General features: G+C 73.2%; 17 protein-coding genes. 11 read left to right on the top strand and 6 right to left on the bottom strand.

The annotated features are described in order from the left end of the window. Positions 1–13: 13 nt before the first annotated feature. Complete coding sequence (locus GA0070621_RS21830; RefSeq protein WP_091198852.1) at positions 14–556, top strand: hypothetical protein; 543 nt, start codon at positions 14–16, stop codon at positions 554–556. Between the two features lie 12 nt (positions 557–568). Here the strand turns inward: GA0070621_RS21830 and GA0070621_RS21825 are convergent, their stop codons facing one another. Then, on the bottom strand, positions 569–1,291 hold the full coding sequence (locus GA0070621_RS21825) for a hypothetical protein (protein ID WP_091198850.1): 723 nt from the start codon (positions 1,289–1,291) through the stop codon (positions 569–571). Positions 1,292–1,619: 328 nt separating this feature from the next. Here GA0070621_RS21825 and GA0070621_RS21820 point away from each other — a divergent pair, with 328 nt between their 5' ends. The 3 genes from GA0070621_RS21820 (at position 1,620) to ispF (ending at position 3,474) form a co-directional block, all read left to right on the top strand. After that, entirely contained in the window at positions 1,620–2,105 is a 486-nt protein-coding gene (locus GA0070621_RS21820; protein WP_007073334.1) for a CarD family transcriptional regulator, read from the top strand. Between the two features lie 54 nt (positions 2,106–2,159). Continuing rightward, on the top strand, positions 2,160–2,855 hold the full coding sequence (ispD, locus tag GA0070621_RS21815) for a 2-C-methyl-D-erythritol 4-phosphate cytidylyltransferase (protein ID WP_091198848.1): 696 nt from the start codon (positions 2,160–2,162) through the stop codon (positions 2,853–2,855). Between the two features lie 136 nt (positions 2,856–2,991). Then, positions 2,992–3,474, top strand: a complete 483-nt coding sequence (ispF, locus tag GA0070621_RS21810) for a 2-C-methyl-D-erythritol 2,4-cyclodiphosphate synthase (RefSeq protein ID WP_091198846.1) — start codon at positions 2,992–2,994, stop codon at positions 3,472–3,474. A 22-nt stretch (positions 3,475–3,496) separates the two neighbouring features. Here the strand turns inward: ispF and GA0070621_RS21805 are convergent, their stop codons facing one another. Then, positions 3,497–4,693: a homogentisate 1,2-dioxygenase gene (locus GA0070621_RS21805; protein ID WP_091198845.1), complete on the bottom strand. Its 1,197-nt coding sequence runs from the start codon at positions 4,691–4,693 to the stop codon at positions 3,497–3,499. Between the two features lie 94 nt (positions 4,694–4,787). Here GA0070621_RS21805 and GA0070621_RS21800 point away from each other — a divergent pair, with 94 nt between their 5' ends. The 5 genes from GA0070621_RS21800 (at position 4,788) to GA0070621_RS21780 (ending at position 9,206) form a co-directional block, all read left to right on the top strand. Continuing rightward, entirely contained in the window at positions 4,788–5,648 is an 861-nt protein-coding gene (locus GA0070621_RS21800; protein WP_091198844.1) for a hypothetical protein, read from the top strand. Further along, positions 5,645–6,844 carry a fumarylacetoacetase gene (gene fahA / locus GA0070621_RS21795; protein WP_091198842.1) on the top strand — a complete coding sequence of 400 codons (1,200 nt, stop codon included), beginning with the start codon at positions 5,645–5,647 and terminating at the stop codon, positions 6,842–6,844. Before GA0070621_RS21800 ends, fahA begins: the two co-directional genes overlap by 4 nt. Before the next feature lie 182 nt (positions 6,845–7,026). After that, a complete protein-coding gene (locus GA0070621_RS21790; protein ID WP_091198840.1) occupies positions 7,027–7,236 on the top strand; it encodes a DUF397 domain-containing protein in 210 nt (69 codons plus the stop codon). 129 nt (positions 7,237–7,365) lie between these two features. Continuing rightward, the gene (locus GA0070621_RS21785; protein ID WP_091198838.1) at positions 7,366–7,848 is read left to right on the top strand and encodes an SRPBCC family protein; all 483 of its coding nucleotides are present in this window, start codon (positions 7,366–7,368) and stop codon (positions 7,846–7,848) included. 107 nt (positions 7,849–7,955) lie between these two features. Next, positions 7,956–9,206, top strand: a complete 1,251-nt coding sequence (locus GA0070621_RS21780) for an outer membrane protein assembly factor BamB family protein (protein WP_091198836.1) — start codon at positions 7,956–7,958, stop codon at positions 9,204–9,206. 85 nt (positions 9,207–9,291) lie between these two features. Here the strand turns inward: GA0070621_RS21780 and hisC are convergent, their stop codons facing one another. The 4 genes from hisC to hppD all read right to left on the bottom strand — a co-directional run bounded on the left by hisC (position 9,292) and on the right by hppD (position 13,425). After that, positions 9,292–10,395 carry a histidinol-phosphate transaminase gene (gene hisC / locus GA0070621_RS21775; RefSeq protein ID WP_091198834.1) on the bottom strand — a complete coding sequence of 368 codons (1,104 nt, stop codon included), beginning with the start codon at positions 10,393–10,395 and terminating at the stop codon, positions 9,292–9,294. Continuing rightward, positions 10,392–11,384 carry an RDD family protein gene (locus GA0070621_RS21770; protein ID WP_091198832.1) on the bottom strand — a complete coding sequence of 331 codons (993 nt, stop codon included), beginning with the start codon at positions 11,382–11,384 and terminating at the stop codon, positions 10,392–10,394. Before GA0070621_RS21770 ends, hisC begins: the two co-directional genes overlap by 4 nt. Positions 11,385–11,498: 114 nt before the next feature. Then, complete coding sequence (locus GA0070621_RS31135) at positions 11,499–12,209, bottom strand: RDD family protein (protein WP_091198830.1); 711 nt, start codon at positions 12,207–12,209, stop codon at positions 11,499–11,501. A gap of 10 nt (positions 12,210–12,219) precedes the next feature. After that, positions 12,220–13,425, bottom strand: a complete 1,206-nt coding sequence (gene hppD, locus GA0070621_RS21760; protein WP_091198828.1) for a 4-hydroxyphenylpyruvate dioxygenase — start codon at positions 13,423–13,425, stop codon at positions 12,220–12,222. Positions 13,426–13,565: 140 nt separating this feature from the next. On the opposite strand from hppD, the gene GA0070621_RS21755 reads away from it, so the two are divergent. Together GA0070621_RS21755 and GA0070621_RS21750 are read left to right on the top strand one after the other, a co-directional pair. Beyond that, on the top strand, positions 13,566–14,051 hold the full coding sequence (locus GA0070621_RS21755) for an Lrp/AsnC family transcriptional regulator (protein WP_091198826.1): 486 nt from the start codon (positions 13,566–13,568) through the stop codon (positions 14,049–14,051). A 152-nt stretch (positions 14,052–14,203) separates the two neighbouring features. Continuing rightward, positions 14,204–15,628: an outer membrane protein assembly factor BamB family protein gene (locus GA0070621_RS21750; RefSeq protein ID WP_091198824.1), complete on the top strand. Its 1,425-nt coding sequence runs from the start codon at positions 14,204–14,206 to the stop codon at positions 15,626–15,628. Positions 15,629–15,655: the final 27 nt, after the last annotated feature.

Raw genomic sequence — 15,655 nt, 5'->3', positions numbered from 1 at the left:
TTAGGCTCGGCGTATGGGTGCCGACGACCGGGTACGGGGTGCGCTGCTGGCCGGGCTGGCATCGTTCGCGGTGCTGCTCGGCGCAGGCTGGTGGCGGCACTCGGCACCCGTACTCGGACCGGTCGACGCCTCGCCCAGCCCTTCGACGCTTGCCCGCCCCCAGCGCGTGTTCACCCTCGACCCGCGGACCGGGCAGGGGCCGGAGGAGGACCCGGACGAGACCGTGCTCGCGGAACCGCTCGATCCCCAGAATGTGGTGCTCCTCGGCAGTCTCTGGGAGGCGCGGTCCCACCTGACCCCGGGCGACGGTCCGCTGGTCCGGCAGGTCAATCCGGAGTTCGGCGAGCGCCATCTGCTCACCGCGTCCTGCACCGGGCCGGGGACGCTGACGGTGGAGTGGTCCGGTGCCGAGGAGGACTACACGTCACTGACGACGACGTGTGCGGCGACGCCGATCGTCCAACCGCTCACCGCCAGCGGCGGCCCGATGCTGGTGCGGTTCACGGTGGAGGACGGTGCGGTCGGCCTGGACGCCCGGCTGGCCCGCCAGCCCTGACGGGCCGCGTCGTCAGGCGGCGAGGTGGGCGAGGTCGTCGCGGTACTGGTCCATCGGCCCCAGTTCGGGCACGACCCGGACCAGGGTGCCCGCCCGGTCCACGAGGAGGGCGGGGGCCGTACCGGGATGGGCGGCGAGGCGGAGGTAGGCGCGCAGCCCGCCGGCCGGGTCGGCGAGGGCGCGTACCCCGGGCACGGGGGTGGCGTCGACCTCGCGGCTCCCGGTCACGGTGACCACGGTGACGCCGGGTGGTGCGGCGGCTGCCGCCTGCGTCACCTGCTCGGCGCAGGCGCAGGCGTCCACCAGGACGATCATCGCCGGCAGCAGGCCGCGCAGCGGCACCGGGGACTCCGCGGCGTCGACCAGGTCCAGCGCGGGCAGCGGCCCGACGGCCGCCGGGGTGGCCGCCGGGTACGGAACGACGGTCGGACTGCCACCGGAGCGCGACGAGCGGGGCCAGGTGACCGCGGCCAGGCCGGTGAGGGTGATCAGGACCGACACCAGCAGTACCAGCACCGGCAGCCCGAGCGGTGGGCGGCCGTCCGGCCGGGGGGCGAGGCCGAGCCAGCCGCGCCACACCGCCCGCCGGTCGAGGCGACGCAGCTCACGGCGGATCTGCCGGGCCTCGTGGGCGAGTTCCGAGGCGTCGTCGGGAATGACCACCCGACCCCATTCCGGTGGCAGGTCGGGCAGCCCGTCCGGTGGCCCTTGGCCCTCAGCGTCAGCCATGCCCATCGGACCCCCAGGAACCGTCTCGGTGAGCGGACGTCACGTCCGCCTCAAGCGTCCCGCACCGGCCGGCGTACCGCCACACCTGGGCGCATTCCGGATTCCAGGGCTACCATGGAAGGAGCGCATCGCCCTAGATATCGACGCTCCTGCCACCCGTACCGGGTTGTCATCCGTTAGTCACGGAGCGTGTCAAAACCATCGGTTTGACCACCTGTCAAGCTGAAGAAATACCTCTCACAGGGCCCCTGAGCTGCGCCAACGGTCAGGACAGCGGTGAGACATCGGTGCCTGAGCGTGTTACCCTAGACACAGCGAAAGGGGTTTCGAACCTATGGTTTTCAGTGTCGGCGAGACCGTTGTTTACCCCCACCACGGGGCCGCACTCATCGAGGCAATCGAGACTCGGGTCATCAAGGGCGAGCCCAAGCAGTACCTCGTCCTGAGGGTCGCGCAGGGTGACCTGACGGTCCGGGTGCCCGCCGAGAACGCCGAGATCGTGGGTGTGCGTGAGGTGGTCGGCGAAGAGGGCCTGGGCAAGGTCTTCGACGTGCTCCGTGCACCGCACACCGAGGAGCCGACCAACTGGTCGCGGCGTTACAAGGCGAATTTGGAGAAGCTGGCCTCCGGCAACCCGCTGAAGGTCGCCGAGGTCGTCCGCGACCTGTGGCGCCGGGAGCGGGAGCGGGGTCTGTCCGCGGGCGAGAAGCGCATGCTCGCCAAGGCCCGCGACATCCTCGTGGGCGAGGTCGCGCTGGCTGAGAAGAGCACCAAGGACGAGGCGGAGACGCTGCTCGACAAGGTGCTGACCGAGGCCTGATCCGCACCGCACCGTCCTACCCACCCCGTAGCAAAGAAATCCGAGGACCGCGACGTGACCGCGCAGCTCAATCCGCGCGGTGACGTCGCGGTCCTTGTTCCTGCGGCCGGTGCCGGCGTACGCCTCGGCCCCGGCGCCCCGAAGGCGCTCCGGCCGCTTGCCGGTGAGCCCCTGCTGGTGCACGCGGTACGCCGGATCGCGGCGGCACCCTCGGTGCACACCATCGTGGTGGCCGCCCCGGCCGCCGACGTCGAGGCGGTCCGGGGGATGCTCGCGTCGGTCGCCCCGGTGACCGTGGTGGCCGGCGGCGCGGAGCGCCAGGCGTCGGTCGCCGCCGCGCTGGCCGCCGTCCCGGTCGGGCCGGAGATCGTCCTGGTGCACGACGCGGCCCGCGCGCTCACCCCACCCGAGCTGGTCGAGTCGGTGGCCGAGGCGGTCCGCGCCGGGCACGACGCGGTGATCCCGGTGCTCCCCGTGGTCGACACGATCAAGGAGGTCGACGCGGGCGAGCTGGTCCTCGGCACGGTGGACCGCTCCGCCCTGCGGGCCGTGCAGACGCCGCAGGGCTTCCGCCGGTCCGTGCTGGCCGCCGCGCACGTGGCGGCCAGTGATCCACTCACCGACGACGCCGGCCTGGTGGAGAAGCAGGGCGTGTCGGTGGTCTGCGTCCCCGGCTCCGAGTACGCGCTCAAGGTCACCCGGCCGTTCGATCTGGCTCTCGCCGAGCACCTGCTGACGACCGGGGCCTGACCTGGCGGCCGACCGAGCCCATGATCCACTCCGTGTCGCGTAGACGGCGGTGTCCGGGTCCGCCGACACCGCCACATCGCGTACCCGGAGTCGATCAAGGTCCGGCCGGCGTAGCAGAACGCGTACGCTCGGAGTCATGATCGTCCCTCGGGTGGCCATCGGCACCGACGTGCACGCCTTCGAGGCCGGGCGGCCGTGCTGGGTCGCCGGCCTGCACTGGCCGGGTCAGGACGGCCTGGCCGGGCACTCGGACGCCGACGTGGCGGCGCACGCCGCCTGCAACGCCCTGCTCTCCGCGGCCGGCCTCGGCGACCTGGGCGCGAACTTCGGCGTTGACCAGCCGGAGTGGGCGGGTGCCTCGGGCGTGGCACTGCTCACCGAGAGCGCCCGGCGGGTGCGAGCGGCCGGCTTCCGGGTCGGCAACGTGTCGGTCCAGGTGATCGGCAACCGGCCCAAGATCGGCCCACGCCGGGAGGAGGCGCAGCGGGTGCTCTCCACGGCGGTGGGCGCCCCGGTCACCGTCTCCGCCGCCACCACCGACGGCCTCGGGTTCACCGGGCGCGGCGAGGGGCTGACCGGCATCGCGGTGGCCCTGGTGTACGAGGCGCCGGCGGAGTAGGCCCGGCGCCCCGCCAGCGGCGTCAGCCGCGCCGCGCCCACGTCCAGGCGTACGCGTCGTCCTCGCTGGCGGACGCGGCGTCGCAGAGATCGAGCGGGCGGAAGGTGTCCACCATCACCGCCAGCTCGTCGAAGAAGTCCGCCCCGATGGAGCGTTCGGCCGCGCCCGGCTGCGGCCCGTGGGTGAACCCGGACGGGTGCAGCGAGATGGAACCCTGCTCGATGCCGGAGCCGCGCCGGGCCTCGTAGTTGCCGCCGGTGTAGAAGAGCATCTCGTCCGAGTCGACGTTGTGGTGGTTGTACGGCACCGGAATGGCGTCCGGGTGGTAGTCGACCTTGCGGGGCGCGAACGAGCAGATCACGAAGTTCGGACCCTGGAAGGTCTGGTGTACCGGCGGCGGCTGGTGGATCCGCCCGGTGATCGGCTCGAAGTCGTGGATGGAGAATGCCCACGGGTAGAGGTGTCCGTCCCAGCCGACCACGTCGAACGGGTGGTGGGCATAGACATGACGAGTCCAAACTGTGCCGCTGCCGTCCGGGCGTGCCGCCCGGGACCGGTGCCGGACCAGCACCTCCACGTCCTCGCCGTCGACCAGCAGCGGCGCGTCCGGCCCCCGGACGTCCCGCTCGCAGTACGGCGAGTGCTCCAGGAACTGCCCGCGCACCGACAGGTAGCGCTTGGGCGGGCCGACGTGCCCGGCCGCTTCGATGGCGAGCAGCCGGGTCGGCTCGTCGCCGGTCGGCACGAGGCGGTGGATGGTCGAGGTGGGGATGATGACGTAGTCGCCGGCCACCGCGTCCAGCACGCCGAACGGCGACTCGACCCGCAGCGAGCCGGACTCCAGGTAGAGGCAGTGGTCGCCGGTGGCGTCCCGGAACAGCGGGGAGGGCCGGTCGGCCAGCACGTACGCGATCCGCACGTCGTCGTTGGCGAGCAGGTACTGCCGGCCGAGCACCGGATCCGCGCCGGTCCCGTCGAGCTTGTGGGTACGCAGGTGGCGCGGCTTGAGCGGGAGGTTCGGCACCCGGGTGAAGGCGGGCGGGGTGAACTCCTCGGCGGCCACGATCGCGGTCGGCGCGTACCGGTGGTAGAGCAGCGACGAGTCGGACGAGAAGCCCTCCTGGCCGACCAGTTCCTCGGCGTAGAGGGTGCCGTCGGGCTGACGGAACTGGGTGTGGCGCTTGCGCGGCACCTCGCCGACGCTGCGGTAGTACGGCATCTCGACTCCCGATATGTCCCGTTCTCCGGCCGGTGACGTCCGATAATCGGACGCTGTTGTCCGTTCCTCGTAGCGTCCCGTACATTCTTGTCTCGTGTCAACGCAGGTGCCCCGCCTCCTCGCCGGCCTGGTCGACGACGCGGCCGTCTTCCCGCCCGGCAGCGCGTCGCTGCCGGACGCGGTGGCCGCGCACCACCGCCACCGCGCCGACTGGTACGCCGACCTGGTCGGCCCGCTGCTGGTGCCCGCCTCCGCCGTCCTGGACGGGAAACTGGGCGGCCTGGTGGAGCCCGGGTTCGTGGTCGGCCTGATCGGCGACACCGGCGTCCGGGGGTTGCCGGCCGCGCTGTCCCTGCTCGCCGAGGACGGAATCCAGGTGCGGCAGGTCGAGGTGGCGGTCGCCAAGCGCGGCGAGGACCCGCAGCCGGGCCTGGCCGAGCTGCTGAAGCTGGCCGAGCCGTGGCACGACCTCGACGTCTACGCGGAGATCCCACTCACCTTCGGCCTGATGGGCGCGCTGGACACGCTGGCCCAGGCGCGGGCCGACGGGCGGCCGGTCGCCGCCAAGTTCCGCACCGGCGGGCTGGCCGCCGAACTCTTCCCGACCCCGGTCGAGCTGGCCGCGGTGATCTGCGCCTGCCGCGACCGGAAGCTGCCGTTCAAGCTCACCGCCGGGCTGCACCACGCGATCCGCCACCGCGACCCGGAGACCGGCTTCACCCACCACGGCTTCGTCAACGTGCTCGCCGCGACCCTGGCCGCCGTCGCGGGCGCCGAGGTGGACGGGGTCGCCGAGCTGCTCGCCACCACCGACCCGGTACGCGCCGGGGAGCGGGTCCGGGCGCACCGGGACGCCGAGCGCCCGCTCTGGGTCGGGTACGGCTCGTGCAGCATCTCCGAACCACTGACCGATCTGATCCGGCTGGCGCTGGTGAACGGGGGCTTTGAGAAATGACCTGGGTTGCGGGGGCTGAGGGTTCGCCGTACGGGGTGACCAACCTGCCGTACGGGGTGTTCCGGCAGGGCGACCGCGCGCCGCGGATCGGCGTACGCATCGGTGACTTCGTGCTGGACCTGGCCGGCGCGGAGGCGGCCGGGCTGGTGCTGGCCGGCGGGTCGCTCGGCCGTCCCACGCTCAACGACTTCATGGCGCTCGGCCGTCCGCAGTGGACCGCCGTCCGGCAGCGGCTCACCGAGCTGCTCACCGACGCCGGGCACCGCGCGGCGGTGGAGCCGCTGCTGGTGCCGCTGCGCGAGGTGGAGCTGCTGCTGCCGTTCGAGGTGGCCGACTACGTCGACTTCTACTCGTCGGAGCACCACGCGGGCAACGTCGGGCAGATCTTCCGGCCGGGCCAGCCGCCGCTGCTGCCCAACTGGAAGCACGTGCCGATCGGCTACCACGGCCGGGCCGGCACGGTGGTGGTCTCCGGCACCCCGGTGGTCCGCCCCACCGGGCAACGGGCCAGCGTGCAGGGCCCGACCACCGGCGCCTCCGTACGGCTGGACATCGAGGCCGAGGTCGGCTTCGTGGTCGGCGTGCCGAGCCGACTCGGCGACCGGGTCTCCGTGGCGGACTTCGCCGATCACGTCTTCGGCGTGGTGCTGGTCAACGACTGGTCCGCCCGGGACATCCAGGCGTGGGAATACCAGCCGCTCGGCCCGTTCCTGGGCAAATCCTTCGCCACCTCGGTCTCGGCCTGGGTCACCCCGCTGGACGCGTTGGCCGGCGCCTTCGTATCCGCACCCGACCAGGACCCGCCGGTGCAGGACTACCTGCGGGACGCTCCGCACCTCGGGCTGGACCTGGCCCTGGTCGTGGAGTGGAACGGCGAACGGGTCACCGAGCCGCCCTTCGCCACCATGTACTGGACGCCCGCCCAGCAGCTCGCCCACCTCACCGTCAACGGCGCGTCGCTGCGTACGGGTGACCTCTACGCCTCCGGCACGGTGTCCGGCCCGGAGCGCGGCCAGGTCGGCTCGTTCCTGGAGCTGACCTGGGGCGGAGCCGAGCCGGTCAAGTTCGCCGACGGGGCCACCCGGACCTTCCTGGAGGACGGCGACACCGTCACCCTCACCGCCACCGCCCCCGGCCCGGACGGCACCACCATCGCCCTCGGCGAGGTCAACGGGACCATCCTCCCGGCCCGCTGACCGGGCCCTCGGGCCACCCGTACCGCCGGCCCGGTCGCACCCGCTGTGCGATCGGGGTCCGACGCATCCGCGTTGATCGTGCCGGGTCCGCCGCCGGCTGGCGCGGCGGCCCCGGCCGGCGGCGCGGCACGGCGCCGCCGGTTTTCGTGGGGAACGTCCCAGCGGACAAGGAGGCACCGAGCATGACCGATCTCGTGGGCGCCGTCTGGCGCACCAGCAGCCGTTCGAACGACCAGGGGCTGTGCGTCGAGGTGGCGGACAACCTGGCCCGGACCGTCGGCGTGGTCGCGGTACGCGACTCCAAGGACCCGTCCGGCCCGGTGCTGACCGTGGGCCCACTCGGCTGGACCGCCTTCGTCGAGGCGATCCGGGGCGGGCGGTTCCGGGCCTGACCGGCCGGCGGGCCGGGCCGGTCACCGGAGCCCGCCATCCCGCCGAAGCGGTCACCGGCGGCGGGAAATCCGCCGCCGGGGTCCCGTCGCGGCCTCACCTTCCGTACCGTGGACGATACGGGAGGTGTCATGTCGACGGTCGCGGTCACCCAGTTCATCGAGGCACCCGCCGTCGATCTCTGGCGGCTGCTGGTCGACCTGCCGGCCCGCGCCGACTGGCTCTCCACGGTCGGCGCGGTCGAGCTGCTCACCCCGGGCCGCCTCGCTCCCGGCACGGCCTGGCGGGAGATCCGTACCCGGGCGGACGGGGTCGCCCAGGCGGAGGAGTTCGTCGTGGTGGAGGCCGTCCCGCCCCGACGGCTGGTCCTCAGCTCGCCCGGCATCGGCGTGGACTATCGGATCACCTTCACGCTGCGTACGGTGCGGCGGCGCTGCCGGGCCCGCACCGCCGTCACGGTGCGGCAGGAGGCGCGGCCCATCGCCCCGTCCGGTCGGGTCCTCGCCCTGCTCTTCGGCGGTCTGGCGGCCCGCGCGGTCGACGGCGCGTTCCGGCGTGACCTCGCCGACCTCGCCCGCGCCGCCCGATCCGCGGCTCCCGCGGCGGCAGCCTGAGCCCGCGCCGGCAGCCTCCGGCCCAGCTCACCGAGCCGAGCGCCCCGGCGCGACCTCACAGGGTTCCCCGGGCCTGCCCTGGGTAGGGTGCCGACCGGAGGTGCGGCATGGGGTTCCCGAAGAGGCGACGGGCGGTCGCCGCCGTGGTCGCGGCGCTGCTCGGCGTCGGGGCCGTCGCGGCCGTCGGTCACCGGGTGCTCGCCGCGGCCGAGGCCGAGACGGTCGCCCGGTCCGGTTACCCCTCGGCGGTCACGCCGGCCGTCGGGGTGGTGGGCCGGCTGCCGGTGGCCCCGCTGATCGTGGACGGCCGACTCCGCGTCTACGCGGCCGACCGCCAGGTGTACGCCGACCAGCCGGCCGACCGCGGGCACCGCGTCACCCCGTACTGGTCGTACCGGCGCTGGCCGGCCCGGCTCAGCGGGGTGGTGGCCGACGGGACCACGGTGGTCAGCCGCTGGTCCGACGGGAGGCTGGTGGCCCTGGACGCGCGGACCGGGCGGGTCGCCTGGCGGGCCGACGGGCCGGAACCGGGCGTGGCGCCGGAACCCCGCCGTACCCACGCCGCGACGGTCTGGGATCCGTCCGGGCTCTCCGTCGCCCGGCCCCCGACCGGCCGGACCGTACTGGTCGTGGCCGGCGTCGGGGAACTCGGCGGGTACGACCTGGTCGACGGCCGCCGGCTGTGGCGGGATGACCGGGAGCGGGGCTGCCTGGGCGCCGCGGGCACCACCGCGGCCGGTGAGGTGCTCGGATTGGCGGCCTGTGACGGGCCGGAGGAGGTCGAGTTCCGGGACGCCGTCACCGGCGCGGTCCGTACCCGCTGGCGTCCGAAGGACGCCCCTGACAGGTTCGTGCTGACGCCGGTCGGCTGCCGGGAGGGCCGTTCCGGCTGTCAGGGGTTGCGCATCTCCGGTGACGAGGGCAGCGGCCGGGGCTGGCTGGTGGGCAGCGGTGCCCCGGTGGCCGCACCGGGTCTCGACGGGATGGACACCGCGCTCGACGGCGAACGGGCCGTCGGCACGTCAGCGGGTGTGGTGACCGGCCGGTCCGCGCGTACCGGTGCGGAGTTGTGGCACCGGGCCGACCTCGGCCCGGTGCGGATCATCGCGGCCGAGCCGGGCCGGGTGCACCTGCTGACCGAGGGGCGAACCCTGGTGACCCTCGACCCGACCACCGGCGCGGAGCGGTCCCGCTTCGCCCTGACCGTCGGCCACGACGGGATCGACTGGCAGCCCGGCCGGGCATACGCCACGGGCGGCTACGTGGCGGTGGAGCGGGCCCGCGACCGGGCCGTCCCGGAAGACGACGACCAGGCGTACTTCCTGACGGCCGAGCCGGTCCTGCTCGCCGCCACCTGATCCCTCACGCACCGCGCGTACGTGCTTGGAGGGGCCCCTCGTGCAACGCCAGGCGTCAACAACGGGCCCCTCCCCTACCCGAAGATCAGGCGAGGGCGGACTCGGCGGCGGCGAGGAAGGCGTCGTTCTCGTCCGGAGTGCCGATGGTGACCCGGACCCCGTCGCCGGCGAACGGCCGGACGATCACGCCGCGCGCCTCGCACGCCTTGCCGAACTCGACGGCGCGTTCGCCCAGCGGCAGCCAGACGAAGTTGGCCTGGCTGGCGGGCACGTCCGGGACCAGCTTGCGCAGCGCCTCGGTGATCCGGTCCCGCTCGGCGACGACCAGCGCGCAGCGCCGCTCGACCTCGTCGGCCTGGGCCAGCGCGGCCAGCGCGCCGGCCTGGGCGGCCATGCTGGTGGAGAACGGCGTGACGACCTTGCGTACGGCGGCGGCCACGGCCGGTCCGGCGGCCAGCCAACCGACCCGCAGGCCGGCCAGCCCCCACGCCTTGGAGAGGGTGCGCAGCACCGCCACGTTCGGCCGGTCCAGGTAGCCGAGCGCGTCCGGCACCTCGGGGTCGGTGACGAACTCCCGGTACGCCTCGTCGATCACCACGAGCACGTCGTCGGGCACCGCGTCGAGGAAGCGGTCCAGCTCCGCCTTGCGGACGGCGGTGCCGGTCGGGTTGTTCGGGTTGCAGACCAGGATCATCCGGGTCCGGTCGGTCACCGCCGCCGCCATCGAGGCCAGGTCGTGGCCGTGGCCGGCGTCGTTCGGTACCTGCACGCTGGTCGCGCCGCTGGTCGCCGCGATGATCGGGTACGCCTCGAACGACCGCCACGAGTAGAGCAGCTCGTCTCCGGGGAGGCAGGTGGCCCGGACCAGGTGCTCGGCCAGCGCCACGGAACCGCAGCCGGTGGCGATCCGGTCGGCGTCCACGCCGTACCGCTCGGCGAGGGCCTGGCGCAGCGCCACCACACCCATGTCGGGGTAGCGGTGCGAGCCGGTGACCGCCTCGGTGACCGCCTCCACCACGCCCGGCAGCGGGCCGTAGGGGACCTCGTTGCTGGCCAGCTTGATCGCCTCGGCCAGGCCCAGCTCACGGGCCAGGTCGGCGGGGCTGCGCCCGGGTACGTAGTTGGGCAGCGCGTCCAGGTCGGCGCGGGTCAGCCGCAGCGGAGGCTGGTGACGTCCGGTGTCGGTCATTCGGTGTCTCCCGGGGGATTGGCGCGGTCGCGCGGGGTGGTGGTACGAGGGTCGGGCCTGGTGCGAGGCAACTGGACCACCACGGTCTGCGCCCGCTTGTCGTGCAGCGCCTGGCGCAGCGGCTGGTCGAAGAGGGGGGAGACCGCGTCGACGAACTGGAGCAGCAGCCCGAGGCCACAGCAGTACCAGAGCAGGGTGGGCAGGCCGAGGGTGCTCCACCGCCGGGTGGCCCGGCCGAAGCCGAGCGGCGCGTCGGCCTCCACCGGCAGGACACGGATGCCCGCCAACCGCTTGCCAAAGGTCTGCCCCCGGTTGGCCATCGAGGGCACCTCGTAGGCGAACCAGAGCATGGTGGCGATCACCAGGATGGCGACCAGGAGGCCGCTGACGTGCTCGCTGACGGGCAGGGGCTCGGTGTTCCGGATTTCCCCCGCGTTGACCCGTCGCCAGTACTCGTTCCAGGGGGCGGCCAGCTCGCCGACGAGGCGCCAGATGAACCAGCCGTTCACCGCCGCGTTCAGCAGCACCAACACGCCGAAGTCGATCACGCGGGCGACCAGCCGCGCGCCGTACGAGGCGAGCGGCAGCCCGTGCGGGCGCGGCAGGGGCGGTCGCCCCGGCCAGGTCGGGTACGGCCAGCCCGGCGGCGGGCCCTGCGGGTGCCCCGCTCCGGGCGGGTACCCCGGCCACTGCCCGCCGACCGGCCCGCCGGGGTGCACCCCGGCACCCGGCCCGCCCGGCTGCTCCGGCTGCACCCCGGCACCCGGCCCGCCCGGCTGCTCCGGCTGCGCCTCGGCCGCCGGCTGGCCCGGCTGCGCCCCGGGTACGGCGACCGCCGGCGTTCTGGCGGGAACCGGCTCGGGTGGCGGGGGACCTTCGGGCGGGGTGGCGTCGACGGGGATCGGCGCGCCGATCCAGCCCTCGCCGTCCCAGTACCGTCGGGTGTCCGGGTCGGCGGGGTCGACGTACCAGCCGGGTTGCACGCTCACGACGCGACCTCGGTTCGCGACTGCGGGGCTCGCGGACCCGGCTCACTCCTCACGCTCACGACGCCACCTCGGTTCGCGACTGCGGGGCTCGCAGACCCGGCTCACTCCTCACGCTCACGGTGCAACCTTAACGACGACGGTGGCGGCGAACTTGTCGTGCAGGCACTGCTGCCAGGGCTTGTCCCAGAGCTGCCACAACCCGTCCACGTAGTGGAGGAAGGGCACCAGCGAGCCGGCGCCGAACTCGACCAGCCAACGTCGGCCCAGCATTCCCCGGGTCAGTACGGCGGATGGATCGACCGGGATGATTCGGATCTTCAAAAGCCTCTTGCCGAGCGTCTGGCCGGTCCGGCGGGCGTACTCGACGTGATAGAACCAGTAGAAGACGAGCAGCACCACCACCAGCCCGGCCTCGGCGAGCAGTACCGGCACGAAGAAGTCGGTCATCATCGTCACCGGGTCGGGCTGCGGCAGCGTCCCGTCCGGGTTGGCCGCCACCATCTCGGTGAACATCCGGAACCAGAGCCAGATGAAGACTGGGAAGAGCAGCACGACGCCGAGCAGGGTGGCCACCGCGGTGTCGATCAGCCAGGCGAGCAGCCGGTCGGTGAAGCTGGCGAGCGGCTGACCGTTCGGGGCCAGCGGCGGCGGCACGAAAACCGGGTACGGCGGATGGCCCGGCGGCGGATAGCCCGGCCCGGCGTATGTCGGCGGGGCGTACGGGGCCGGGGGCACGTACGACGGTCCGGAGGGCGGCGCGAAGCCGCCGCCCGCGGGTGGGGGCCCGGCGGGCGGCGGAAACGCGTGCGGGGGCGGCTGGGTCACGCGGACAGTGTTACAGGTTGCCGCGCTTCTCCTGCTCCCGCTCGATCGCCTCGAACAGGGCCTTGAAGTTGCCCTTGCCGAAGCCGAGCGAGCCGTGCCGCTCGATCAGCTCGAAGAAGACGGTCGGGCGGTCCTGCACCGGCTTGGTGAAGATCTGGAGCAGGTAGCCGTCCTCGTCCCGGTCGACCAGGATCTTGCGGGCCTTCAGCTCGTCGATCGGCACCCGCACCTGGCCGATCCGGGCGCGCAGCTCCGGGTCGTCGTAGTACGAGTCCGGGGTGTCCAGGAAATCGACACCGGCCGCGCGCATCGCGTCGACGCTGGCCAGGATGTCGTTGGTGGCCACGGCGATGTGCTGGGCACCCGGACCCTGGTAGAACTCCAGGTACTCGTCGATCTGCGACTTCTTGCGGGCGAGGGCCGGCTCGTTCAGCGGGAACTTGACCTTGCGGGTGCCGTTCGCGACGACCTTGCTCATCAGGGCGGAGTAGTCGGTGGCGATGTCGTCACCGATGAACTCGGCCATGTTGCTGAAGCCCATGACCCGCTTGTAGAACTCGACCCACTCGTCCATCCTGCCGAGCTCCACGTTGCCGACGACATGATCGACGGCCTGGAAGAAGCGCTTCGGCTGGATGCCGGCGTCGATCATCGGCTGCCGGTCCACGATCGGACCGCGGGCCACGAAGCCGGGCAGGAACGGGCCGGTGTAGCGGGACCGGTCGATGAGGGTGTGCCGGGTGTCGCCGTACGCGGCGATGGCCGCCAGCCGGACGGTGCCGTGCTCGTCGGTGACGTCGTGCGGCTCGACCAGGCCGGTCGCGCCCTGGGCCGTGGCGTGGGCGTACGCGGCGTCCACGTCCGGCACCTCCAGCGCGATGTCGGAGACGCCGTCGCTGTGCTTCGCCACGTGCTCGGCGCCCTCGGCGTCCGGGCGGACCGCGCCGGTCAGCACGAACCGGGCCGAACCGCTGGTCAGTACGTACTGGGCGTGGTCCCGGTAGCCCTGCTCCGGACCCCGGTACGCCACACAGGTCATGCCGAACGCGGTGGAGTAGTAGTGGGCGGCCTGCTTGGCGTTGCCCACCAGGAAGTGCACGTGGTCGAGTCCCCTGACCGGGAACGGGTCCCGGGTGATGTCGTGGTCGACGGCGCCGACGAGGGCGTCGACGTCGACCTCCTCGGTCGACTCGGGTCGGTCGATCGCCTGGGTCATGATGGCCTCCCTTGCGTACCGGCCGGCCTCATGGGCCGCCGTCGTCATGCTGTTGTGGCGAGGATCGCTGCGCCGCCGCCGGTTGGGCAACAGTTGGCAAAATGCCTGGTCAGGTTGCGCATTTGGTAAGGTGAAACCTCATGAACGCTGGTCAGGATGTACAGCTCGACGAGCTGGATGCACGACTGCTCACGTTGCTCGCCGAGGAGCCGCGGATCGGGGTGCTGGAGTGCTCCCGCCGGCTCGGGGTGGCTCGGGGCACCGTCCAGGCCCGGCTCGACAAGCTGGTCGACCGGAGGGTGATCGGCGGCTTCGGTCCGGACATCTCGCCGGCCGCGATCGGCTTCGGGGTGACCAGCTTCGTGACCCTGGAGATCAGCCAGCGGCACGGCCACGACCCCGTCACCGCGCACCTGGCCGCCATCCCCGAGGTCCTGGAGGCGCACACCATCACCGGCTCCAGCGATCTGCTCTGCCGCATCGTGGCGAGGTCGAACACGGATCTCCAGCGGGTGATCGACCAGATCGTCGCCTCCGAGGGCATCCGCCGCGCCTCCACGATCATCGCCCTCGCCGAACAAATCCCCTACCGCACCCTCCCCCTGGTCCGCTCCGCCGCCCGCTGACCGCCACCCTCACGCGATCTTGCGGTTGCTGCCCCCGCATTTCGGGCTGATGGTGCGAAGTGCGGTCCAGAACTGCAAGATCGGCGGGGAAGGGGGGCGACACGCGACCGCGCGGGGTGGGGGTGGGGGTGGGGGTCGTTAACGTGTGGGGTATGAAGGGCCTTGGCGTACGCGGCTGGTTGCTGCTGGGGCTCATCGCCGTGGTCGTACTCGCCGCCACCGGCGTGTGGAACCCGTTCCCCGGGATGTGGGACTGGATCGACCGGAGCAAGCCGATCTCCGAGCCGGACGTGGTCTGGCAGCAGCGGGTCGGCGGCACGCCGAAGAGCGTCACCATCGCCGGCGACACGGTGATCGTCGAGCAGCGTACCCGGGTCGAGGCGCGCAGCCTGACCACCGGCAGCCAGCTCTGGGAGCGCAAGGCGGACTGGGCGGCGGTGGCCGGCGGCGACCGGGACCCGGTCGTCGCCGTGGGCAAGCTCCTGGTCAAGGGGTACGAACTGCTCGACCCGTCCACCGGCGCGGTGCGCCGCCGCGACGACGAGGCGGTGGCGGTGTGGACGTACCGCAACCTGCTGCTCGACGCGCGCTGCGGGCAGGCGACCGACTGCACGCTGAGCGCCTGGGAGCCGCGCGGCACGAAGCCGCTGTGGACGGCGTTCCTGCCGGGCGTGCACACCGGGCTGCTCGCCGACAACCCGGGGCTGCTCGGCACCCGGCGGCTGGGCGCGTCGCGCATCGACGGCGAGGTGGCCGGGCCGGAGGCGGTCCCGCCGCTGCTCGGCTTCCCGGTCGACGGGCGGGTGCACGTGGTGGACACCGCCACCGGACGGGTGCTGCAGAACGTCGAGCCCGGCCGCGACGAGCGGCTGGCGGTGGTCGGCGGGCGGCTGCTCCGGATGACCGCCACCTCCCAGGACGGCGGCTGCTACTACGCCATCTCCGGCGTCGACCCGGCCAACGGGCGGGAGGTGTGGCGGCGGGCCGGGGTGAACCTGCGGACCGCGGACTACGCCGGCTGCGTGCAGCGCGACGACCCGCAGGGCGCCCGGAACGTGGTGATCGGGGTCGCCCCGGACGGCCGCGAGGCGGTGATCGACGGGTACGACGGCCGGCTGCTCCAGGTCGGTGCGAACGGGCAGAAGCTGCTCGCCGTCGACGACCGGTACGCGCTGGTGCGCAGCGCCGACAAGCGTTCCGTCGTGGGGCGGGAACTGTCGGTCGACCGTGACCGGTGGACCCGGCCGGCCAGCGAGAAGAGCGGCGCGGCGCTCACCCCGTACGCGGCGGTGATCGCCGAGGAGAAGCCGTCCCGGCTGATCGCGGTCGAGCCACGCACCGGTCGGGAACTGGTGGCACTGCGTACCTCGGCGAACGCCCTGGCGGTCGGCCCGCAGGGCATGATCATCGGGGAGGGGCGGGAGATCGGGTACGTCCGCTGGGGCGCCGGCGGTTCGGTCGCGCCACCGCCCGCGGAGGGGGGAGCGCCCGGGGCGAATCCGGACGGCGGCTACCCGTCCCCGTCCGGCCAGGGGGACTGCGGACCGAAGCGGGAACTCTGCACCGACGGCGGATGAGAGCGGCGTCCCAGGACGACCCCGGCG

This window comes from Micromonospora narathiwatensis, from assembly GCF_900089605.1.
Taxonomy (GTDB): domain Bacteria; phylum Actinomycetota; class Actinomycetes; order Mycobacteriales; family Micromonosporaceae; genus Micromonospora; species Micromonospora narathiwatensis.
This window is presented reverse-complemented; position numbering and strand designations above follow the sequence as displayed.